21 protein-coding genes are annotated in these 19,904 nt (G+C 70.7%); 14 read left to right on the top strand and 7 right to left on the bottom strand.

All coding sequences use genetic code 11. From position 1 onward, the window contains the following. Nucleotides 1–40 precede the first annotated feature (40 nt). The 3 genes from A3862_RS13530 (at nucleotide 41) to A3862_RS13520 (ending at nucleotide 4,639) form a co-directional block, all read left to right on the top strand. Entirely contained in the window at nucleotides 41–1,840 is a 1,800-nt protein-coding gene (locus tag A3862_RS13530) for an extracellular solute-binding protein (RefSeq protein WP_236962096.1), read from the top strand. Between the two features lie 4 nt (nucleotides 1,841–1,844). Beyond that, complete coding sequence (locus A3862_RS13525; protein ID WP_043381203.1) at nucleotides 1,845–2,951, top strand: microcin C ABC transporter permease YejB; 1,107 nt, start codon at nucleotides 1,845–1,847, stop codon at nucleotides 2,949–2,951. A 305-nt stretch (nucleotides 2,952–3,256) separates the two neighbouring features. Beyond that, nucleotides 3,257–4,639: an FAD/NAD(P)-binding protein gene (locus A3862_RS13520; protein ID WP_236961979.1), complete on the top strand. Its 1,383-nt coding sequence runs from the start codon at nucleotides 3,257–3,259 to the stop codon at nucleotides 4,637–4,639. Between the two features lie 13 nt (nucleotides 4,640–4,652). Here the strand turns inward: A3862_RS13520 and A3862_RS13515 are convergent, their stop codons facing one another. Then, nucleotides 4,653–5,444 (bottom strand): AraC family transcriptional regulator, encoded by a 792-nt coding sequence (locus A3862_RS13515; protein WP_236961977.1) that lies wholly within the window; start codon nucleotides 5,442–5,444, stop codon nucleotides 4,653–4,655. A gap of 80 nt (nucleotides 5,445–5,524) precedes the next feature. Between A3862_RS13515 and A3862_RS13510 the strand changes: the two genes are divergently transcribed. Both A3862_RS13510 and A3862_RS13505 read left to right on the top strand, forming a co-directional pair. Continuing rightward, entirely contained in the window at nucleotides 5,525–6,721 is a 1,197-nt protein-coding gene (locus tag A3862_RS13510; protein WP_043350026.1) for an MFS transporter, read from the top strand. Nucleotides 6,722–6,785: 64 nt separating this feature from the next. Further along, nucleotides 6,786–7,295, top strand: a complete 510-nt coding sequence (locus A3862_RS13505) for a GNAT family N-acetyltransferase (protein ID WP_043350027.1) — start codon at nucleotides 6,786–6,788, stop codon at nucleotides 7,293–7,295. Nucleotides 7,296–7,376: 81 nt separating this feature from the next. Here A3862_RS13505 and A3862_RS13500 read toward each other — a convergent pair whose 3' ends face one another. Continuing rightward, nucleotides 7,377–8,492 (bottom strand): multidrug effflux MFS transporter, encoded by a 1,116-nt coding sequence (locus tag A3862_RS13500; protein ID WP_051044765.1) that lies wholly within the window; start codon nucleotides 8,490–8,492, stop codon nucleotides 7,377–7,379. A gap of 209 nt (nucleotides 8,493–8,701) precedes the next feature. Next, nucleotides 8,702–9,679: a c-type cytochrome gene (locus A3862_RS13495; protein ID WP_111473645.1), complete on the bottom strand. Its 978-nt coding sequence runs from the start codon at nucleotides 9,677–9,679 to the stop codon at nucleotides 8,702–8,704. Between the two features lie 308 nt (nucleotides 9,680–9,987). On the opposite strand from A3862_RS13495, the gene A3862_RS13490 reads away from it, so the two are divergent. Then, nucleotides 9,988–10,731, top strand: coding sequence for a 3-deoxy-manno-octulosonate cytidylyltransferase (locus tag A3862_RS13490; protein WP_111473644.1), 744 nt, complete (start codon nucleotides 9,988–9,990; stop codon nucleotides 10,729–10,731). Nucleotides 10,732–10,755: 24 nt separating this feature from the next. Further along, a complete protein-coding gene (locus tag A3862_RS13485) occupies nucleotides 10,756–11,613 on the top strand; it encodes a prephenate dehydratase (RefSeq protein ID WP_043347099.1) in 858 nt (285 codons plus the stop codon). A gap of 3 nt (nucleotides 11,614–11,616) precedes the next feature. On the opposite strand, the gene A3862_RS13480 is transcribed toward A3862_RS13485, so the two are convergent. Next, entirely contained in the window at nucleotides 11,617–12,342 is a 726-nt protein-coding gene (locus tag A3862_RS13480) for a tyrosine-protein phosphatase (RefSeq protein ID WP_043347101.1), read from the bottom strand. Nucleotides 12,343–12,555: 213 nt separating this feature from the next. On the opposite strand from A3862_RS13480, the gene A3862_RS13475 reads away from it, so the two are divergent. Then, nucleotides 12,556–13,062 (top strand): GNAT family N-acetyltransferase, encoded by a 507-nt coding sequence (locus A3862_RS13475; protein ID WP_043347102.1) that lies wholly within the window; start codon nucleotides 12,556–12,558, stop codon nucleotides 13,060–13,062. Nucleotides 13,063–13,173: 111 nt separating this feature from the next. Next, entirely contained in the window at nucleotides 13,174–13,707 is a 534-nt protein-coding gene (ppa, locus tag A3862_RS13470; RefSeq protein WP_043347104.1) for an inorganic diphosphatase, read from the top strand. 39 nt (nucleotides 13,708–13,746) lie between these two features. On the opposite strand, the gene A3862_RS13465 is transcribed toward ppa, so the two are convergent. Further along, nucleotides 13,747–14,280: a gamma carbonic anhydrase family protein gene (locus A3862_RS13465; protein ID WP_053609025.1), complete on the bottom strand. Its 534-nt coding sequence runs from the start codon at nucleotides 14,278–14,280 to the stop codon at nucleotides 13,747–13,749. A 157-nt stretch (nucleotides 14,281–14,437) separates the two neighbouring features. Between A3862_RS13465 and A3862_RS13460 the strand changes: the two genes are divergently transcribed. Then, nucleotides 14,438–14,716, top strand: a complete 279-nt coding sequence (locus A3862_RS13460) for a hypothetical protein (RefSeq protein WP_043758962.1) — start codon at nucleotides 14,438–14,440, stop codon at nucleotides 14,714–14,716. 604 nt (nucleotides 14,717–15,320) lie between these two features. Here A3862_RS13460 and A3862_RS13450 read toward each other — a convergent pair. Continuing rightward, nucleotides 15,321–15,836, bottom strand: a complete 516-nt coding sequence (locus A3862_RS13450) for an META domain-containing protein (protein WP_043381219.1) — start codon at nucleotides 15,834–15,836, stop codon at nucleotides 15,321–15,323. Nucleotides 15,837–16,057: 221 nt separating this feature from the next. Here A3862_RS13450 and A3862_RS13445 point away from each other — a divergent pair, with 221 nt between their 5' ends. The 4 genes from A3862_RS13445 to A3862_RS13430 all read left to right on the top strand — a co-directional run bounded on the left by A3862_RS13445 (nucleotide 16,058) and on the right by A3862_RS13430 (nucleotide 18,728). After that, complete coding sequence (locus A3862_RS13445) at nucleotides 16,058–16,381, top strand: helix-turn-helix domain-containing protein (protein WP_111473643.1); 324 nt, start codon at nucleotides 16,058–16,060, stop codon at nucleotides 16,379–16,381. A 171-nt stretch (nucleotides 16,382–16,552) separates the two neighbouring features. Next, nucleotides 16,553–17,290 (top strand): PIG-L deacetylase family protein, encoded by a 738-nt coding sequence (locus A3862_RS13440; protein ID WP_043355972.1) that lies wholly within the window; start codon nucleotides 16,553–16,555, stop codon nucleotides 17,288–17,290. Further along, nucleotides 17,287–17,880, top strand: coding sequence for a class I SAM-dependent methyltransferase (locus A3862_RS13435; RefSeq protein WP_043758965.1), 594 nt, complete (start codon nucleotides 17,287–17,289; stop codon nucleotides 17,878–17,880). The genes A3862_RS13440 and A3862_RS13435 overlap by 4 nt, the downstream gene beginning before the upstream one ends. Further along, complete coding sequence (locus A3862_RS13430) at nucleotides 17,877–18,728, top strand: glycosyltransferase family 2 protein (RefSeq protein ID WP_043758967.1); 852 nt, start codon at nucleotides 17,877–17,879, stop codon at nucleotides 18,726–18,728. Before A3862_RS13435 ends, A3862_RS13430 begins: the two co-directional genes overlap by 4 nt. 204 nt (nucleotides 18,729–18,932) lie before the next feature. Here the strand turns inward: A3862_RS13430 and A3862_RS13425 are convergent, their stop codons facing one another. Continuing rightward, entirely contained in the window at nucleotides 18,933–19,904 is a 972-nt protein-coding gene (locus tag A3862_RS13425; protein ID WP_043355694.1) for an HpcH/HpaI aldolase/citrate lyase family protein, read from the bottom strand.

The following is a 19,904-nucleotide window of genomic DNA, read 5'->3' as shown; positions in this document are numbered from 1 at the left end:
CCGGCGCGGGCTGGTCCTCGGCGCCGGCGCCCTGGCGGCGATGCCGCCGTGGCGCCGCGCCAAGGCGGCCGACGCCGCCGAGCGCCACGGCCTGTCCAGCTTCGGCGAGCTGAAATACGGACCCGACTTCGCGCATTTCGACTACGTGAATCCGATGGCGCCCCGCGGCGGGCGCTTCTCGGCGCAGCTCGCCGCGACGACCGGAAACCAGTCGCTCAACACCTTCAACACGCTCAACATCTACGTGCTGCGCGGCGACGGGGCCGCCGGCATGCCCTTGACCTTCGACAGCCTGATGGTCCGGGCCCTCGACGAGCCGGACGCCCTCTACGGGCTGGTGGCGCGCGCCGTCACGGTCAGTCCGGACGGCCTGACCTACACGTTCGCCCTGCGCCCGCAGGCGCGGTTCCACGACGGCTCGCCGCTGACCGCGCGGGACGCGGCCTTCAGCCTCAAGCTCCTGCGCGACAAGGGCCACCCCGAGATCGCCGAGGTGATCCGGCCCATGACCGATGCCCGGGCCGAGGGCGACGGGCGGCTGGTGGTGACCTTCGCGCCGGGCCGCGCCCGGGACCTGCCACTGTTCGTAGCGCAGCTGCCGCTCTTCTCCGCCGCCTACTACGCCGGCCGGGACTTCGAGGCCTCGACCCTGGACGTGCCCCTCGGCTCCGGGCCCTACCGGGTCGGCACGGTCGATCCGGGCCGGTCCATCGGCCTGGAGCGCGTGCCGGATTACTGGGCCGCCGAGCTGCCGGTGAATGTCGGCCAGAACAATTTCGACGCGATCCGCTACGAGTATTTCCGCGACCGCACCGTGGCGTTCGAGGCGTTCAAGAGCGGCGCCTTCACGTTCCGCGAGGAGTTCACCGCCCGGGTCTGGGCGACCGGATACGATTTCCCGGCGATGACCGAGGGCCGCGTGGTCCGGGAGATGGTGCCGGATGCCCGGCCGAGCGGCACCCAGGGCTGGTGGATCAACACCCGCCGCGCGGCGTTCCGCGACCCGCGGGTGCGCGAGGCGATCGGCCTGTGCTTCGATTTCGAATGGTCGAACCGCAACCTGATGTACGGCGCCTACACGCGGACGGCCTCGTTCTTCGAGAATTCCGACCTCAAGGCGACCGGCAAGCCCTCGGCCGAGGAACTCGCCCTGCTGGAGCCGTTCAAGGACCTGCCGCCGGAGGTATTCGGCGAGGCCTGGACGCCGCCGGTCTCCGACGGGTCCGGCCAGGACCGGGCGCTGCTCAAGCGCGCCGACGCGCTCCTGCGGGAGGCCGGCTGCACCCGCCAGGGTGGCAGCCTCATGCTGCCCGGCGGCCAGCCCCTGACCCTCGAGTTCCTCGACGAGGATCCGGTCTTCCAGGCGGTCACCCAGCCCTTCATCCGCAACCTGGGCCTGCTCGGCATCAAGGCGAGCCTGCGCACGGTCGACCCGTCCCAGTACCAGGCGCGGCTCAAGGATTTCGACTTCGACGTCACGCCGCGCCGCTACAGCAGCGGGCTCACCCCCGGCGCGGAGCTGCGCGAGACCTACGGCTCCCGATCCGCCGGGACCTCGGGCTCCAACAACCTCTCGGGGATCGCGAACCCGGCGATCGACGCGCTGCTCACCGCCGTCGCCGACGCGACGTCGCGGGCGGACCTGACCACCGCCTGCCGGGCTCTGGACCGGGTCCTGCGGGCCGGGCGCTACTGGGTGCCGATGTGGTATGCCTCGACCCACCGCCTCGCCCTGTGGGACGTGTTCGGCCGCCCGGCCACGCCGCCGAAATACGATCTCGGTGCCCCCGGGACGTGGTGGTTCGACGCCGATAAGGCCAAGCGAATCGGCCGGGACTGACGCCATGCTCGCCTACATCCTGCGCCGCATCGGTCTGATGATCCCGACCCTGTTCGGGATCATGCTGATCACCTTCACGATCGTGCAGTTCGCCCCAGGCGGCCCGGTGGAGCGGGTTCTGTCGCAGCTCCAGGGCCAGCGCGACGGAGCCATGTCCCGCGTCACCGGCGGATCGGGCGACCTCGGCGGCGCCAGCCGGCCGTCGGGCGGTGGCGGCGACGCCAGCTCCCGCTATCGCGGCGCTCAAGGATTGAGCCCGGAATTCATCGCCAAGCTCGAGAAGCAGTTCGGCTTCGACAAGCCTGCACCCGAGCGCTTCGCCAAGATGCTCTGGGACTATGTCCGGTTCGATTTCGGACGCAGCTACTTCCGCGATGTCAGCGTCATCCAGCTGATCAAGGAGCGGCTGCCGGTCTCGATCTCGCTCGGCCTGTGGATGACGCTCCTGTCCTACGCGATCTCGATCCCGCTGGGCATCCGCAAGGCGGTGGCGGACGGCACGCAGTTCGACCGCGCGACCTCCTTCGTGGTGATCATCGGCTACGCGATCCCGGGCTTCATGTTCGGACTGATGCTCATCATCCTCTTCGCCGGCGGATCGTTCTACCAATGGTTCCCGCTGCGCGGGCTGACCAGCGAAGGCTGGGAGAGCTTCTCGACCTGGCACAAGGTGACCGACTACGCGTGGCACATGGTGTTGCCGCTCACAGCCCTGGTGATCGGCGCCTTCGCAACCTCGACCCTGCTCACGAAGAACTCGTTCCTCGACGAGATCCGCAAGCAATACGTGCTCACCGCACGGATGAAGGGGCTCTCCGAGCGGCGCGTGCTCTACGGCCACGTGTTCCGCAACGCCATGCTGATCGTGATCGCGGGCTTCCCCGGGGCCTTCATCTCGGCCTTCTTCACCGGCTCGCTGCTGATCGAGACGATCTTCTCCCTCGACGGCCTGGGCGAGCTGTCGTTCCGGGCGATCGTCGGGCGCGACTATCCGGTGGTGTTCGCCACCCTCTACATCTTCTCGCTGCTTGGTCTCGCGGTGAACCTGCTCTCCGACCTGATCTACGTCTGGATCGACCCGCGGATCGACTTCTCCGCGCGGGCGACGTGAAGATTTTCCAGGGCGCCCACACCATACGAAAGGATACGGATCGCTGAAATTTCTTCCGCATCCCGCGGGACAGAAAAGATTCACCCCGACCCAGACCCCTTCAACACGCATACGCCGGCTGACACAGACCGCCTTTGCTGGCAATGTCAGGGCAGGATCGATCCTGATCCGCGACTTTAGGCAGACGGGTCGTGGCATTGTCTTCTGGCGCAGGCTCGTCGTCGATGTCGGACCAGCACGAAAGCTTGGAAGCCGGGCCGCACCCCGCTCCCATTGCCGTCATCGGGGCAGGCTTCAGCGGCACGATGGCGGCGATACAGCTGCTCGCCCGCTTGCCGCCGCACCAGTCGGTTCTGTTGTGTGAACGGGCGGAGCGCTTCGGGAGCGGTCGCGCCTACGCCACCGGGAACCCCGACCACCTGCTCAACGTGCGCGCCGCCAACATGAGCGCCTATCCCGACCGGCCCTCCCATTTCGAAGACTGGCTTTCGAAGATCGCCGCGGGTGAGGCGGGCACCGGTGCCGGCAACCCCGCGATCGGGCACGGTCATGTGGGCATCTGGCGGACCCCGGCCGGGACCTTCGCGGCACGCGGGCTATACGGAGATTATCTGGCGGCGCTTCTGACCGAAGCGGTGACAGGCGGTTCGACGCCGCGGCTGCACCTGATCAACGACATGATCATCGACCTCGTGCCGGACGAGGACCGTCTGATCATGGTTGCCGAGGGCGGCCGACGCGTCGATGTCGCGGGTGCGGTGCTGGCGATGGGCAACCTCGCCCTGCCCCAGGAACCGGAAAGCCGCTTCCGGGGCGATCCGTGGAATCCGGAGCATGACGCGCGGCTGCATCCGGATCATCCGGTTCTCATCATCGGGACCGGTCTCAGCATGGTCGATGCGGTGATCAGTCTTCGGCGCCATGGCTTTCGCGGGCAGATCATCGCGCTCTCGCGGCGGGGGCGGATCCCGGCCGTGCACGTACGCGCCGACCCCTGGCCGCGTCCGGACTTCACGGCCGCAGAGACCCGTTCGATCACCCGGCTTCTGGGCCGGATCCGCCGGGAGGTCGCCTCCGCGGCGGAGGCTCGCATCGCCTGGCACGGGGTGATCGACGCTCTGCGGCCGGTTACGGACGCCCTCTGGCTCGGCTTGCCGCCAGCCGACCAGGCGCGCTTCCTGCGCCATCTCCGCCCGTTCTGGGACACGCATCGGCACCGCTCCGCACCGCCCACGGGCGCGGCCATCGCCGACGAGATCGAAGCCGGCTCGCTTCAGGTGCTCGCCGGAAAGCTGGTGGCGATCGAGGATCAGACCGGTGAAGCGCGCGTCACGTACCGGCCGCGGGGGGCATCCGAACCCAGAACCCTCGGCGTGCAGCGCATCTTCGATGTTCGCGGCGTCGGACGGGTCGCGGATACGACCGACCCGCTTCTGCGCAATCTGATCGGTCGCGGCCTTGTCCGAGCCGGTCCGTTCGGCCTCGGTCTTGCCGTGCGCCCCGATCTGACGGTCCTGGGTGCATCCGATACAGCGGCGCGCCTCTGGACTCTGGGCCCGTTGCTCCGCGGCGCATACTGGGAATGCACGGCCGTGCCGGACATCCGCAACCAAGCCGTCGACCTGGCTCGGTCCGTCGCGGCGGCGCAGGAACCGTCCGCATCGCTTGAGCCCTCTGCACAGGCTTGAGAGTCGGTCCCGATCAGGTTGCCGAGCGGGGATGGTGAGCGTCGAGCACCCGCGCCACTGTCAGTCGTAGTGTCTGGACACTTCGATACCCCACCGCCGCCGCCACAACCCGGGGCGGGCGTCCTTCGGCCGCAAGCGCGAGTGCGCGGATCACCCGGGCCCGGGCCCGCCAATCACCGAAACTCAGGCCCGTCTCGGCGCGGAACCCCCGGGTCAGCGTCCGCCGGCTCGCCCCGGCCCGGTCGGCCCAGGCATCGAGGTCGTCCTCCGAGGCCGGATTCTCGATCAGCTCCAGGCAGACCCGGCGCAGGCGTGCGTCGCGCGGGAGTGGCAGGGCGAGCGGCGTGGCGGGGGCCCGGCCGATCTCGTCGAGGACCAGAGCGGCGAGATGGCCGCCACGGCCATCCTCTGCGTAAAGCACAGGCTCCTCGGCCAGCGCCGTAAGCGCGGAGGCGAGGAGCCGCGACACCGCGATCACCCGGCAACTCGCCGGGAAGGACCGAACCGCGGCGGGATCCAGATAGGCCGAGCACATCGAGACGGCGCCGTGGGTCGCGACCGCGTGCGGCAGCCGCGGCGGGATCCAGAGCGCGTGCCCCTCGGGAACCACCCAGGTGCCGTCCTCCGCGAACGCCATCATCAGCCCGGCCGTGGCGTAGAGCAGCTGCGCGCGGGGATGGAAGTGCCGGGCGAGATGCATCCCGGCCGCGTAGGTCTTGGGCATCACTGCGACCGGGCGCGGGACGTCCTGATAGTCGGCCGCCTCGGTCGACCGCTTCGCGGCGACAGGTGCCTCCGTCAACATTGGCCCGTTCGCATACATATCCGGCCCAACACCACCATCGGGTCAGGCTATCAGCGCGCAGTCCCGGAGGATACGCCGCGATGGATTCCGATACGCTGTCCCGCCGCACCCTGCGCTTCGTCAACGTCGCGCATGCCCTCGACCATTTCGTACTGCTGATTTACCCGACCGCCGTCATCGCCATCGCGGCCCAGACGGGGCTCGGCTACGGCGAGCTGATCGGGCTCGCCACCGGCGCCTTCGTGGCCTTCGGCCTGTGCTCCCTCCCGATGGGTTCGCTCGCCGACCGGTTCGGGCGGCGCAACATGCTGGCGGTGTTCTTCTTCGGTTACGGCCTGTCCTGCCTCGGCGTCGCGAGCGCCTCGACGCCGCTGGCCTTCGCCCTCTGGCTCTGCGTGCTCGGGCTCGCCTCGGCGATCTACCACCCGGTCGGCTCGGCCATGCTGGTGACCCATGCCCGCCGGCTCGGGCGCGACCTCGGCATCAACGGCGTCTGGGGCAATTTCGGCGCGGCCTCGGCTTCCGGACTCACGGCGCTGCTCGCCGCCACCGTCAGTTGGCGCGCGGCCTTCGTGGTCCCGGGCCTCGTCTGCCTCGCCTGCGGGGCCGCCTTCCTGGCCCTGGTGCCGGGCGACGGGGACGGCTCGGGACAGAAGGCCGGCGGCGCGGCGGTGATCCCGGTGACCCGGCCCTGGGCGCTGCTGGCGATGTTCGCCCTGTCGATCTTCGCGGGCGGCCTGACCTTCAACCTGACGACGATCAGCCTGCCGAAGGTGATCGACGAGGGCGTCGGGCAGGCGCTGCCCCTGGCGCTCACCGGCTCCCTCGCCACCGGCGTGTTCCTGTTCGGCGCGCTGATGCAGTTGGCCATGGGCCGCCTCATCGACCGCTACAGCCTGCCGTCCCTGTTCGTGGCGCTCTCGGTGCTGCAGCCGGTGGGGCTCGGGATCGCCGCCCTCTCCACCGGCCTGCCGCTGCTCGCCGGGCTCGTGCTGGCCATGACGGCGATCTACGGGCAGGTGGTGATCAACGACGCGATGATCGCCCGCTACGTCCCGCCCGTCTACCGGGCCCGGGCCTACAGCCTGCGCTACTTCGTGGGCTTCACGGCGAGCGGCTTCGTGGTGCCGGCGATCGCCCTCCTGCATGACCGCGGCGGCTTCGCGCTGGTTCTCGGCGTCGCCTCCGCCTGCGGCGCGGTGATCTGGCTCTCGGCCCTCGGCTTCCTGCGGCTGACCCAGGGCGGCGGACGGCCCACTCTGGCGGCCGCCGAGTAGCGCGGCGGTTTGCGGGTCCGGCCCGGCGCTGCTACGCGGCGCCGGTCCGAGCCGCGAGCAACCCGTGACCGATCTGTCCCTCGTCATCCGGCCCGAGCGGCCGGAGGATGCCCCCGCCATCGAGCGGCTCCATGCCCGGGCCTTCGGCCCCGGCCGCTTCGCCCGTACCGCCTACCGCCTCCGCGAGGGCGCGGCCGAGCGGATCGATCTCGGCATCACCGCCTCGGTGGGCAGCTTCCTCGTCGGCTCGGTCCGGATGGGGCCCGTGCGGACCGGGGCGACATCCTTCGTGATGCTCGGTCCGCTGGCCGTCGATCCGAGCTTCGCGGGCCGCGGCATCGGCGGTACCCTGACCCGCGCGGCGATCGAGGGGGCGCGGCAGGCGGGCGAGGGTCTCGTGATCCTCGTCGGCGACGCGCCCTACTACGCCCGCTTCGGCTTCACGCCGGTCCCGCCCGGGCGCCTGAGCCTGCCGGGACCGGTCGACCCCGCGCGCCTGCTGTGGCTGGAACTGGCCGACGGCTTCAGCGCAGGCGCGTCCGGCCTCGTCGAGGCCCGCGGCGCGTCGCTTTAAGGGACGCCGCCGCGCGCCTCCGGCAGCGCGCGGGGACCATGGCGGCAACGGAAACTGACGCCGTCGGCGAGCGCGAGCCCGTCAGGCCCGCCGGAGCGCCAGCGCGGCGATCAGCCCGGCGGAGAGGAGCGCCAGCGCCACCGGCGTCGCCGAGGTCGCGGGCCAGGCGGAGGCGGCCGCCGTGAACAGCGCCCCGAAGGTCATCTGCGTGAAGCCGTAGAGGCTCGAGGCGGACCCGGCCGCGTGCGGATCGACGTTCATCAGCCCCGCCACCGCGTTGGGGCTGAGCAGGCCGACGCCCACCGCGTAGGCGAAGAGCGGCACGATCAGGCTGACGACGCCGAGCATCCCGGTGCGGTCCACGATCAGCAGCGTCAGCGCCGCGGCGATGCAGAGGAGATTGCCGCTCCGCGCCGCCTTTCGGATCGGCACCCTGGCGGCGAGCCGGCTCGCCAGGACGGCCCCGCCGACCATGCCGAACACGACGATCAGGCAGTCGAATCCCACCTCCTGAGAGGAGCGCCCGAGCCGGTCCACGAGGAGGAACGGCGCCACGGCCAGGAAGGCGTAGAGGCTCGTCCCGCCGCAGGCCCCCGCCACCAGATAGGCGCGGAACACGGGGATCCGCACGAGCCGGAGGTAGCCGGACAGAACCGCGACGAATCCCGGCAGCGCCACCTTGTGGCGGTTGGTCTCGGGCAGGGTGAAGACCACGAGCGCGCCCAGCAGGGCGACGAGGCCGGCCAGCACCACGAACACGGCGCGCCAGCCGAAGGCCTCGGTCACGACGCCGCCGATCGCCGGCGCCAGGGCGGGCGTGAGCGTCATCGCGGTGGTGAGGATCGCGAGCTTCCGGGCGGCGTCCTCGCGGGTGGAGACGTCGCGCACCATCGCCCGGCCGATCACCAGGGAGCCGCAGGCGCCGAGCGATTGCAGGACCCTGGCGACGAGCAGGACGCCGATGTTCGGCGCCGGGATCGCGAGCAGCAATCCGGCGAGATAGAGGCCGAGGCCGCCGATCAGGACCGGCCGCCGGCCGTACCGGTCCGAGAGCGGGCCGTAGAGCAGCTGACCGCCCGCAAGCCCGATCAGGTAGACGGTGATCGTCAGTTGCGCGCCGGCGGCGTTGGTGCCGAGGTCCACGGCCGCCGCCGCCAGCGCCGGCACGAAGATGTGCAGCGCCACCGTCCCGGTCATGGTCACGGCAACGAGCAGCGGGAGGGGCGCCCGGCGCTCCTCCCCAACGGAACTTCGGTCAGCCAAGGGGTCCTACGCGGTTTTCAATCCGGCACGATGCCGGGGCGCGGCCGCCTTAGAGCAAGGGGCGCGCCCGGAGCCATGCCGGCGGAACGCGCCTGACACGCGAGGGGCGGGACCGTCCGGAGCCCCGCGCCCGGCCCGTGCCTCTACTCCTTCGGAAGCGGCTGCGGCGTCGGCAGCGGCGCGTTCAGGTCCTTGGTCGGGCCGCCGACCTCGAGATCCTTCGCCCGGTCGACCGCCTCGGGATTGGCCTGCGCGGGAGGCTCCTTGGCGGCCGGCGCCGTCGGCGCGGTCGGCTCGGCGGGGATCAGGCTCGAAGGCTGGCCCTGCTGGTCGCTGTCATGGGCGCCGGCCGGCGGAGCTGGGGCGTTCCGGTCGCTCGATTCACCGGTCGTCCGCGGGCTGCCGGGCGACTTCGCCTCGACCGGCTTGGCGGTGCCGGTATCGGCGGGCTTGGCCGGGCTGTCCTTGCCTTCGGACGCCTTGCCGGCGGCGGGCTTGTCGGCGGACGGCTTCTCGGCGGGCGCAGCCGCGGGCTTGTCGTCAGGCTTCGCCGCCGCAGGCGCAGCCGACGGGGCCTCGTCCTTATCGACAGCGGGGAGCGGCTTCGGCGTCTCGGCCAGGGTTCGCAGATAGGCGATGACGTTGGCCCGCTCCTGCGGCGAAGCGATGCCGGCGTAGGCCATCTTCGTGCCCTTCACGTAGCCCTTCGGGTTGGTGAGGAACCCGTCGAGGTCGGCATAGGTCCACGTGCCGCCCTTCTCCTTCAGGGCCGCTGAATAGTCGAAGCCCGGATGTGAGGCCTTCGGCCGTTCCACGACCCCGTACAGGTCGGGCCCGACCTTGTTCGGGCCGCCCTTCTCGAAATTGTGGCAGGCATGGCAGGCCTTGGTGCCGGCCTCGCCCTTCTCGACATTGGCGCTGGCGAGGCGGACGGCGATCGGCTCGACCTTGGCCTCGGGGGCCGCGGCGGCGGCCTCGGGCTGCGGCTCGGGGAGGTCGTAGCCGGCGTTGCCCGCCGGCTTCGGGTGGTAGATCAATTCGGCGACGAAACCCGATCCGGCCGCGAACAGAAGGGCGCCGAGGACCGCACCCAGGACCTTGTTCACCTCGAACGAGTTCATGCTCTTCTCGCAACTCGGCCGTGCCGATCGCGCGCCTGACACGGGCGAGCGGGCTCGGACACCGGACATTGGAAGATTTCGAGGTTGCCTTAGCGGTTCCGGGCGGCTCCTGACAATGCCACCAGAGGGCTCCGCGTCGCTCCAGCGCAGGATTGTTCCACTGAATTGCCCAGCTTGTCACCGAGTGGCACATTTTCTCCACTGCGCTCCGGCCCGTCTCCGGGGGGACGACAATCGGGGGCCGGCCTGTTAAGCAGCCGGCCGCCTGCCGCCGCGGCCCCGATCCGCGCATCCGGATCCGAATCTCGATGTCCGATCCCCTGGTCCTGATCCCGGCCCGCCTCGCCGCGACCCGCCTGCCGAACAAGCCGCTGGCCGACATCGCCGGCGAGGCCATGATCGTCCATGTCTGGCGCCGGGCCATGGAGGCCGGCATCGGCCCCGTGGTGGTGGCCACCGACACGGCGGAGATCGCCCGGACGGTCGAGGCCGCGGGCGGCCTCGCGGTGATGACTCGGGCCGATCACCCGTCGGGCTCCGACCGCCTCGCCGAGGCGCTCGACATCGTCGACCCGGAAGGTCGCCACGACGTGGTCGTCAACGTCCAGGGCGACCTGCCGACCATCGACCCGGCGATCATCGGCGCCTCCATCGTGCCGCTGACCGACCGCACCGTCGACATCGTCACCCTCTGTGCGCCGATCACCGACCCCCACGAGGCCGACAACCCGAACGTGGTCAAGCTCGTCGGCCACATGGTCGGTCCCGGGCGCCTGCGCGCCCTGTACTTCACCCGCGCCCGGGCTCCCTGGGGCGACGGGCCGCTCTGGCACCATATCGGCCTGTACGCCTACCGGCGCAGGGCGCTCAGCCGATTCGTGGCCTTGCCGCCCGGCGAGCTGGAGATGCGCGAGAAGCTGGAGCAGCTGCGGGCGCTCGAAGCCGGCATGCGCATCGACGCCGCCATCGTCGACGACCTGCCGCTGGGCGTCGACACCCCCGCCGACCTGGAGCGCGCCCGCGCCCTGCTCCAGAGCCGGCGCCTGAACTGACCCGACGAACGAATCCAGACCGCCATGACAGACCGCACCATCGCCTATCAGGGGGAGCCCGGGGCGAACTCGCACATCATCTGCGCGGAGGCGTATCCGGACTGGACGCCGCTGCCCTGCCCGACCTTCGAGGACGCTTTCGCGGCGGTGACAGAGGGGCGCGCCCAGCGGGCGATGATCCCGATCGAGAACTCGATCGCGGGCCGCGTCGCCGACATCCACCACCTGATCCCGATCTCGCCGCTGCACATCGTGGCCGAGCACTTCCTGCCGATCCACTTTCAGCTGATGGTCCTGCCGGGCACGCAGCGCGAGGCTTTGAAGAGCGTCCACAGCCACGTCCATGCCCTGGGCCAGTGCCGCCGGATCATCCGCCGGCTCGGCCTGAAGGCCGTGGTCGCCGGCGACACCGCCGGGGCCGCCCGCGAGATCGCCGAGATCGGCGACCCGAGCCGGGCGGCTCTGGCGCCCGCACTCGCCGCCGGAGTCTACGGCCTCGACATCCTGGAGCGCGACGTCGAGGACGAGGCGCACAACACCACCCGGTTCGTGGTGTTCTCCCCGGAGCCCCAGCCGGTGGAACAGGGCACCGTGCCCTGTGTGACGAGCTTCGTGTTCCGCGTGCGCAACATCCCGGCCGCGCTCTACAAGGCGCTCGGCGGATTCGCGACCAACGGCGTCAACATGTCGAAGCTCGAGAGCTACATGGTCGACGGCGAATTCACCGCCACGCAGTTCTACGCCGAGGTCGACGGCCATCCGGACGATCCGGGCCTCAGCCGGGCGCTGGACGAACTCGGCTACTTCTCGCGCGAATTGCGGGTGATCGGCACCTACCCGGCCCACCCCTTCCGCGAGATGGCGCGGCCGGCGGCGGAGTGATCCTCACTCCCGCCGGAGCACCCGGTCCACCGCCAGATCCGACCAGAAGCCCGGCCGGAAATCGCGCTTGAGCGCCTCGGGGTCGTAGACGGTCTCGACCCAGGTCAGGAAGTCGAGCCCCTTCGCCTCGCCCTCGAGGCGATACCGGGCGAAGAACGCGTCGAGGATGCCGGTCTTGGCGAAACGGAGATGGCCGTAGCGGGCGGAGAGCTGCCGGGCGGCCTCGGCCACCGGGCGCCCCTCGTGCAGGATCAGGTAGAGGGCCGAGGCGAGGCCGGCCCGGTCGGCGCCGGACTTGCAGTGCATCACCGCCGGGTACTCGATGCCGGCGAAGAAGGCCTTGGCGCCGAGGATGGTGGCCCGGTCCGGCGCTTCCCGCGAGCGGAGCACGAACTCGACCAGCTTGAGCCCGTGGCGCTCGCAGGCCTCGCGCTGCAGCGGCCAGGATCCGTGCTCGCGCCCGCCGCGCAGGGAGATGATCGTCCGCACGCCCTCGGCCCGGAAGCGGGCGAGCTGATGGGGGCCGGGCTGGGCCGAGCGCCAGAGGGCGCCGGAGCCGACGCGGTGCCGGTTGAGATAGGCGAGGCGGAAGACGCCGTGGTCGATCAGCAGCATGCTGGCCCAGGCCATGAGCCGGTCGCCGGGGCCGGCTATCGGCCGCTCGAAGCGGGCGATCCGGGCCATGCGGCGCGCGTAGCGCCTCTCGGGCTTGAGGAAGCGGTTGAACAAGGCCGTGCTGCCGGGGGAACCGAGCCCGGGCTCTATCAGCCGCCCGCCGGCCCGGCAATTCGCGGGCCGGCGGGCCGGCACCGGCATCACGCGACGTCACGCAGGCCGACGCGACGCGGCGCCATTCTTGCCTTCACTCCGCCTGGATCGGCATCGAACCTGCGCGGGCCGCGCGGGTTATCCGCCGGTCGGACGACGGGAGGCCCGAAGCCCATGAGCACGCGCACCACGAGCATCCGCCGGGCCCGCGAGGCCGATCTCGGCGGCTTGTCCAAGGTGTTCGATGCCTCCTGGCGCGAGGCCTATCGCGGCATCATCCCGGGCGTCGCCCTGGAGCGGGTGATCTCGACCCGGGACCGGGCCTGGTGGCAGAGCGCCCTGCGTCGCGGCCGGCCGATCGCGGTGGTGGAGACGGGCGAACTCGTCGTCGGCTACGCGGCCTACGGACGGACGCGCAGCCGGGCGCTCGGCACCGAGGCCGAGATCGACGAACTCTACCTGTTGCCGGAGTATCAGGGCGTCGGCCTCGGCCGGCGCCTGTTCCGGGCGGTGCGCAACGACCTCGCGGATCACGGCCTCACGCGGCTGGGCGTGTGGAGCCTGGAGGACAATGTCCGCGCCGGCGCCTTCTACGAGGGGCTCGGCGGCGTCGCCGGCCCGCGGGCGCTGGACCGCGTGGCGGGCATCCCGCTCCCCAAGGTGGGCTTCCTGTTCGGCTAACGTTTTCCAGCGCTCGTTGCCGGGCCGCACCATCGGCCGATTTGCTTTGCCAAGCGGCGCCACTAAGAGATCCGGGAAGCGGACGAGACCGCATTCCGGAAGCGACACGCCATGAAGATCGACGCCATCCCGCTCGGCAAGAAGCCGCCGCACGACGTCAACGTGATCGTCGAGGTGCCGCTCGGCGGCGAACCGATCAAGTACGAGATGGACAAGGAATCCGGCGCGCTGGTCGTCGACCGGTTTCTCTACACCCCGATGTTCTATCCGGGGAATTACGGCTTCATCCCCCACACCCTGTCGGGCGACGGCGATCCCTGTGACGTGCTGGTGGCCAACACCCGCGCCGTGCTGCCGGGCGCGATCATCAGCGCGCGTCCCGTGGGCGTGATGGTGATGCAGGACGAGGGCGGCGAAGACGAGAAGATCATCGCGGTGCCCTCGCGCCACCTGACCAAGCGGTACGACCGGGTCGAGAACTACACCGACCTGCCCGAGATCACGATCCAGCAGATCCAGCACTTCTTCGAGCACTACAAGGATCTGGAACCCGGCAAGTGGGTCAAGTTCGTCCGCTGGGGCGACAAGGAAGAGGCCCACCGGCTGATCGAGGAAGCGATCGAGCGCGCCAAGGCCAAGAAGTAAGCGGGCCGGCCGCTCCCGCCCGGGAGCGGCCCATGTCCCTCAGCCGTCGATGCGGCGCAGCCCGGCCTTGTAGCGCCGGGCATTCTCCACGTAGCGCAGGGCGGCCTGCCGCAGCCCCTCGACCGCGGCCTCGTCGAGGGTGCGCACGGCCTTGGCCGGCGCCCCGACGATCAGGCTGTGATCCGGGAATTCCTTGCCCTCGGTGACCAGCGCGTTGGCGCCGATGAGGCAGCCGCGGCCGATCCGGGCGCCGTTCAGGACCGTCGCCCCCATGCCGACGAGGCTGCCGTCGCCGATGGTGCAGCCGTGCACGATCGCGCCGTGGCCGACCGTGACGTCGCTGCCGATGACGAGGGGAAACCCGGGATCGACGTGCATGATCACGCCCTCCTGGACATTGGTGCGATCGCCGATGCGGATCGGCTCGTTGTCGCCGCGCAGAGCCGCGCCGAACCAGATGCCGACATCGAGGCCGAGATGCACGCGGCCGACCACCTGCGCGTCGGGCGCGATCCAGACCCGGGCGGGGTCGGCGAGGTCGGGGACGTGATCGTCGAGGGCGTAGAGCGGCATGGCGGCCTTTCGTGGGGATCGGGCTTAACGGCCGCGCGATGCGGCCGGGATCGCGACGGATGACGCGCATCGCCTGTCGCGGGAATGGTACGGCGCGTCCAGGCTGCCAATGCTAGGCTGGTTCCGCAAGCAGCCTCGACCTGGACGGGAAACAGAGATGGCGCGATTCCCGGCTCTGATCGGTCTGACGGTGATCCTGCTGACGCAGGGGGCGGGGGCGGCGGACCTGCGGGAGCGGTCGCCCCTGGGCCGGTTCCGGGCGACCTGCGAGGATCTCGCGACCTTCTGCTTCGCCGATGCCTGCGGCGGCGACCAGATCGCCGCGGCCCAGGGCTGCCGGGCGCGCTGCCCGAGCGCGTCGATCATCGATGTCGTGCCGAGCGTCTGCCGGCCGCCCGACGTCCAACCGGCGATGGGTCTCCGGCGCCGGGGCTGAGTTTCCGTCGCGTCCGGTCTCCGGGAGAAAATTCCGCCCGCTGCGGCAACGAAACGCGGAGCGCGGCATTGACCGGTCTCGGACAGTTGAACAACGGGGACGCGCACAGATGCTCGTGAACGCGCGCGAGGCCCGCCGTCGCACTCTGCTGACAAGCAATCTTCATCCGCCCGAGGGCGGCCTGAACGCCGATCCAATTCTATATGGTGTCGCCGCGGGTTTGGCCTCGCTGTTTCCGCCCGTAACGGCGCAAGCGCAGGATCGTTCCGAACCGCGCGGACATGCCGAGGGCGACCGGCCCGGGGACAGGACGGCGTCCCGGTAAGACGCCGCCAGCGCTGTCCGTCAGGAAGCCAGCCGCGCGAGAAGGAGCAGCGTCGCCACAGCCGGCACGGCGGTGGCGAGCCATAGGGCGCCGGGATGAAACCCCGCGGGCCCCGTGAAACGGAGGCTCCGCGTCACCGCGGGACGCGAGGGGTCCCCGCGTCCGATCCCGATTCCGACTGGCATCCGTGGCCTCCTCGATACACGAGGAATGAGCCCCGGCGCCCCTCAAGGCCGTCTGAATCGGCGGCCGCCATCATGCGGCGTGGTGAACCGCTCCTTAAAGGGCGCGGTCGAACTTCAGCTCGCCGTTCGGGCTCTTGAGCACGAGCTGCGAGCCGACCAAGTCCCACACCGCCGAGGTGCGCAGGGCGATGAAGAACGCCTGTTCGGCGGCGGCGAGGCCCTTGTCGCAGCTCTTCTTGGTGAGTGCGAGCGGGCCCACGGCGATGTGCTGCTCCTTGAGCGGGAATGCGGTCGCCGCGAAGGTGTTGCAACCGCCGTAGCCGCGGGCGCGGTACTGCTTGTCGATGATGAAGCTCGGCCGGTCGCCACCCGTGAAGGGCTTTCCGTTGAGGCTCACGGCGGTCCAGGTCGAGTCGAGCGGGAAGATCTTCTCGCTGGCCTTGGTCCCCGGCACGTACTGGGGCTTCTTCTCCTCTTCGCCGCCGGGGCGGCGATTGCCCCGGCCGAAGCCCGTCGGCGAACCGCCCATCTGGGCCTGCGCCTGCGTCACCGCGGATAGGTCCATGGCCAGCACGGCACAGGCCAAGCTCGCGATCAGCACCCCTCTCATCGTCCAGTCCCCATGTCGCGCGCACCGCGCGCAGGTTGTCCCGGTCCGGAGGCACCACGCCGGCCGCGCAGCACGGCCCCGCGAGAGACCGCTCCGAATCCTTGCGCCTTGGCGGATGCGACAGGATTTCAGCACAATTATGGTCGCGCTCCGACTGGATGTGCCCGGAAACGATCCGCGACCGCAATCGTTGTTGATGATCGCCGAGGAGGAGAGTGAGCGTGGCAGGATCGGACGAGGGCGCACAGAGCGGAACGCAGGCGCCCATCATGAGCCCCGCGCAGTCTCGGGCGGCCCGTGGGCTGCTCGGCTGGTCGCAGGCCGATCTCGCGGGCAAAGTCGGCCTGGACGAGCACTTCGTGCGGGATTTCGAGGGCGGCTACAGCGACCCGCCGAGCGGGCAGATCGAGGTCCTGCGGAGCGCCCTCAGCGCAGCCGGCGCGGTGTTCACCGACGCTCCGACCCTCGGCGTCCATCTGGCGGCCGGACCGGGCGTCGACGAGGGCACCCGCGCCGACGCACTCACCACCGAGAACGATCGGTAACGCCCGCCGGAACTCCGGAACGCGCCGCTCATGGCGTGTTCATGCGCAGGATCCGAGAACCAGGGACGCCCGAACCCGCGCACCGTCCTTGGAGCGTCCCGTGATCGATCTCGTCAGCAGCCCGTCGCCGCGCGACCGGCGTCCTGTCTTCGAACGGACCGGAGGCCAGTGATGCGCGCCGACGCCTTTCTGGCCGCCGCCGACGCGTTGCCCCTGGCGAGCCTCGATGCCCTCCTGGGGAGCCGGGGGCTGGTGGTCGTCGCGCCCCACCCCGATGACGAGAGCCTCGGATGCGGCGGCCTGATCGCAGCCGCCCGGGCGTCCGGGCGGCCCGTTCACCTCGTGGTGGTCAGCGACGGATGCGGCTCGCACACGCAGTCCCGCCTCTATCCGCCGGAGAAGCTGCGCGCCCTGCGCGAGGCGGAGACGCAGCGGGCCGGAGCGGTGCTCGGCCTCGGATCCGGGGACGTGACCTTCCTGCGCCTGCCCGACGCGCATGTCCCGAGCGACGGGCCGGAGGCCGACGCGGCTGCGGCGGCCGTGGCCCGCGCGGCCGCGGCGATCGGGGCCGGCGCGGTCTTCGTCACGTGGCGCCACGATCCCCATTGCGATCACAAGGCGGCCGCCGCGATCGTCGCCCGCGCCCGACCGCAGATGCCGGGAGTCCGGGTCTACGAGTATCCCGTCTGGGGCTGGACCCTACCGCCCGAGACCGAGGTCGGCCCAAGCCCGACCGGCCTGCGCCTCGACGTCTCCGCCTATCGCGAGACCAAGGCGCGGGCCGTGGCGGCGCACGAATCGCAGACCACCGACCTGATCGCGGACGATCCCCAGGGCTTCCGGCTCGAGCCCGCCATGATCGACCGGCTCTGCGGTCCCTACGAGCGCTTCGTCGCGATCCCCGCATGACCCGGCGGACACAGACATTGCCGGAGGATTACTTCCGCGGCATCTACGCCAGCGACCCGGATCCCTGGCATTTCACCTCCTCGCCCTACGAACGCGAGAAATACGCGGCGACGCTCGCGGCCCTTCCCCAGCCGCGCTACCGGTCCGCCTTCGAGCCGGCCTGCTCGATCGGCGTCTTCACCCGCGCCCTCTCGGAACGCTGCGCCCGGCTCCTCGCCACCGATCTCGTCCCGGCCGCCGCGGAGGCCGCCCGGGCGCGATGCGCGGATCGTCCCCAGGTCGAGATCCGGCAGGGGACCATGCCGGCGGACTGGCCGACCGGGCCCTTCGACCTGATCGTCCTCTCCGAGTTCCTGTACTTCCTGGCCCCGCCGGATTTCGCCGAGCTCGTACGCCGGGCCGGCGAGACGATCGCGCCCGGCGGGGACATCGTTCTGGTGCACTGGCTGGGCGAGACCGACTACCCGCTTTCGGGCGATGGTGCCGCCGATGGCTTCATCCGCCTCTCCGCCGCCTTCGCCCAGGTCCTGAGTCAGTCGCGGACCCCCGATTATCGGATCGATGTCCTGCGCGCCGGAGCCGCCTCGTGAGCATCGCGGTCATCACGCTCAACAAAGGTCGACGCGCACACCTGACCCGCCTGCTCGACGGTCTCGGTCGCGGCGATCCGCCCGATCGCTGCGTCGTCGTCGAGATCGGCGGCGATGAGGCGCCCTACCCGGCGCTGCCCTTCCCGGTGGAGCGCGTCGCGTTCCCGCATGCCGGCCTGCCCCTCGCGGCGGCGCGCAATGCCGGGCGCCGGGCGGCCCAGGCCGAGACGCTGATCTTCCTCGACGTCGATTGCATCCCCTCGGCGGGGCTCGTCGCGGGCCTGTCGCGGGCGGTGGCCGAGCAGGACGGCCTGATCTGCTGCGAGATCGGCTACCTGCCGGCCGGCGCGGTGGCGGATGGATGGTGCGCGGCGGATCTGGAGCGGTTCGGCCAGCCGCACCCGGTGCGGGCCTTCCCGCCCGCAGGCGTGGTGGCGCCGGCACCGCAGGCCGGGCTGTTCTGGTCGCTCGCCTTCGCGGTGCGCGCCGAGACCTATGACCGCCTCGGCGGGTTCGACGAAACCTTTTCCGGCTACGGCGCGGAGGACACCGATCTGGCGTTCCGGGCGGAGAAGGCGGGGGTGCCGATCCTGTTCCTGGGAGGCCCCCGGGCCTACCACCAGCATCATCCGGGCTACGACCCGCCCCTGCAGCATTTCCGCGACATCGTCGCCAACGCGGCCCGCTTTCACGACCGGCACGGGATCTGGCCGATGGACGGCTGGCTCGACGGGTTCGCCCGGCTCGGGCTGATCGCGGCGGATTGGTCGAACGGGATCGTCATCCATCGCGACCCGACGCCGGACGAGATGGCTGCGGCGCGGCTGCCGGACGATCGGCCGTTCTAGGGCCGTCGCGGCCGCCGCGCCGCAGAGTTTGTCCCTTCTCCCGAAGAGACTGGTGAGGGGTGAACCCGCTCCGGGGCCTTCTCCAACCCTCATCCGAACCTGTCACGCGGTCACGGGCTTGCCCGCGATCCGCTCTGATCTTCCCCGGGGCCCGGCAAGCCCGGCCCCGGTCATGCAGCTGCTTGGCGCGCCGTTCGGGCGGCCTCAGCCCTTCATGGCGTTCGCCTTCTCGATCAGCGCTTCGGCCATGCGGATCGAGGCGATGTCGATGAGGCGTCCGTCCAGGGACACGGCGCCGCGGCCGGCCTTGGCGGCCTCTTCCATGGCCTCGAGAATGCGGCGGGCCTTGGTGACCTCGGCCTCCGAGGGGGTGAACACCTCGTTGGCGAGATCGATCTGCGACGGGTGGATCGCCCACTTCCCTTCGAAGCCGAGGGCGGCGCAGCGGCGGGCCGCCGAGCGGTAGCCGTCCGGATCCGAGAAGTCGCCGAACGGTCCGTCGATCGGGCGCAGGCCGTAGGCGCGGCAGGCCACCAGCATGCGGTTCTGAGCGAACAGCCACGGATCCTGCCAGTGGGTCTGGCGATTGCCGGCCTCGTCCTTGTCGGTGAGCACCGAGAAGTCGGGGTTCACGCCGCCGATCACCGTCGAGCGGGCGCGGGTCGAGGCGGCGTAATCGGCCACGCCGAAGGACATCGCCTCCAGGCGCTTCGACGACTGGGCGATCGCCTCGACATTGGCCATGCCGAGCGCGGTCTCGATCAGCACCTCGAAGCCGATCTGCTTGTCACGCTTCTTGGCCTGCTCGATCTGGGTGACCAGCACGTCGATGGCGTAGACGTCGGCCGGCACGCCGACCTTCGGGATCAGCACCATGTCGAGGCGCGGGCAGGCTTCGACGATGTCGACCACATCGCGGTACATGTAGTGGGTGTCGAGACCGTTGATGCGGATCATCATGGTCTTGTTGCCCCAATCCAGGTCGTTGAGCGCCTGGATGATGTTGGTGCGGGCCTTCTCCTTGTCGTCGGGGGCGACCGCGTCCTCGAGGTCGAGGAAGATCACGTCGGCGGCCGACTGCGCCGACTTCTCCATGAAGGTCGGGTTGGAGCCGGGGACCGCGAGTTCGGACCGGTGCAGGCGCGGCTTGGCCTGCTGGATCAGGGTGAAGCTCAT

It is taken from the genome of Methylobacterium sp. XJLW (genome assembly GCF_003254375.1).
Taxonomy (GTDB): Bacteria; Pseudomonadota; Alphaproteobacteria; order Rhizobiales; family Beijerinckiaceae; genus Methylobacterium; species Methylobacterium fujisawaense.
This window is presented reverse-complemented; position numbering and strand designations above follow the sequence as displayed.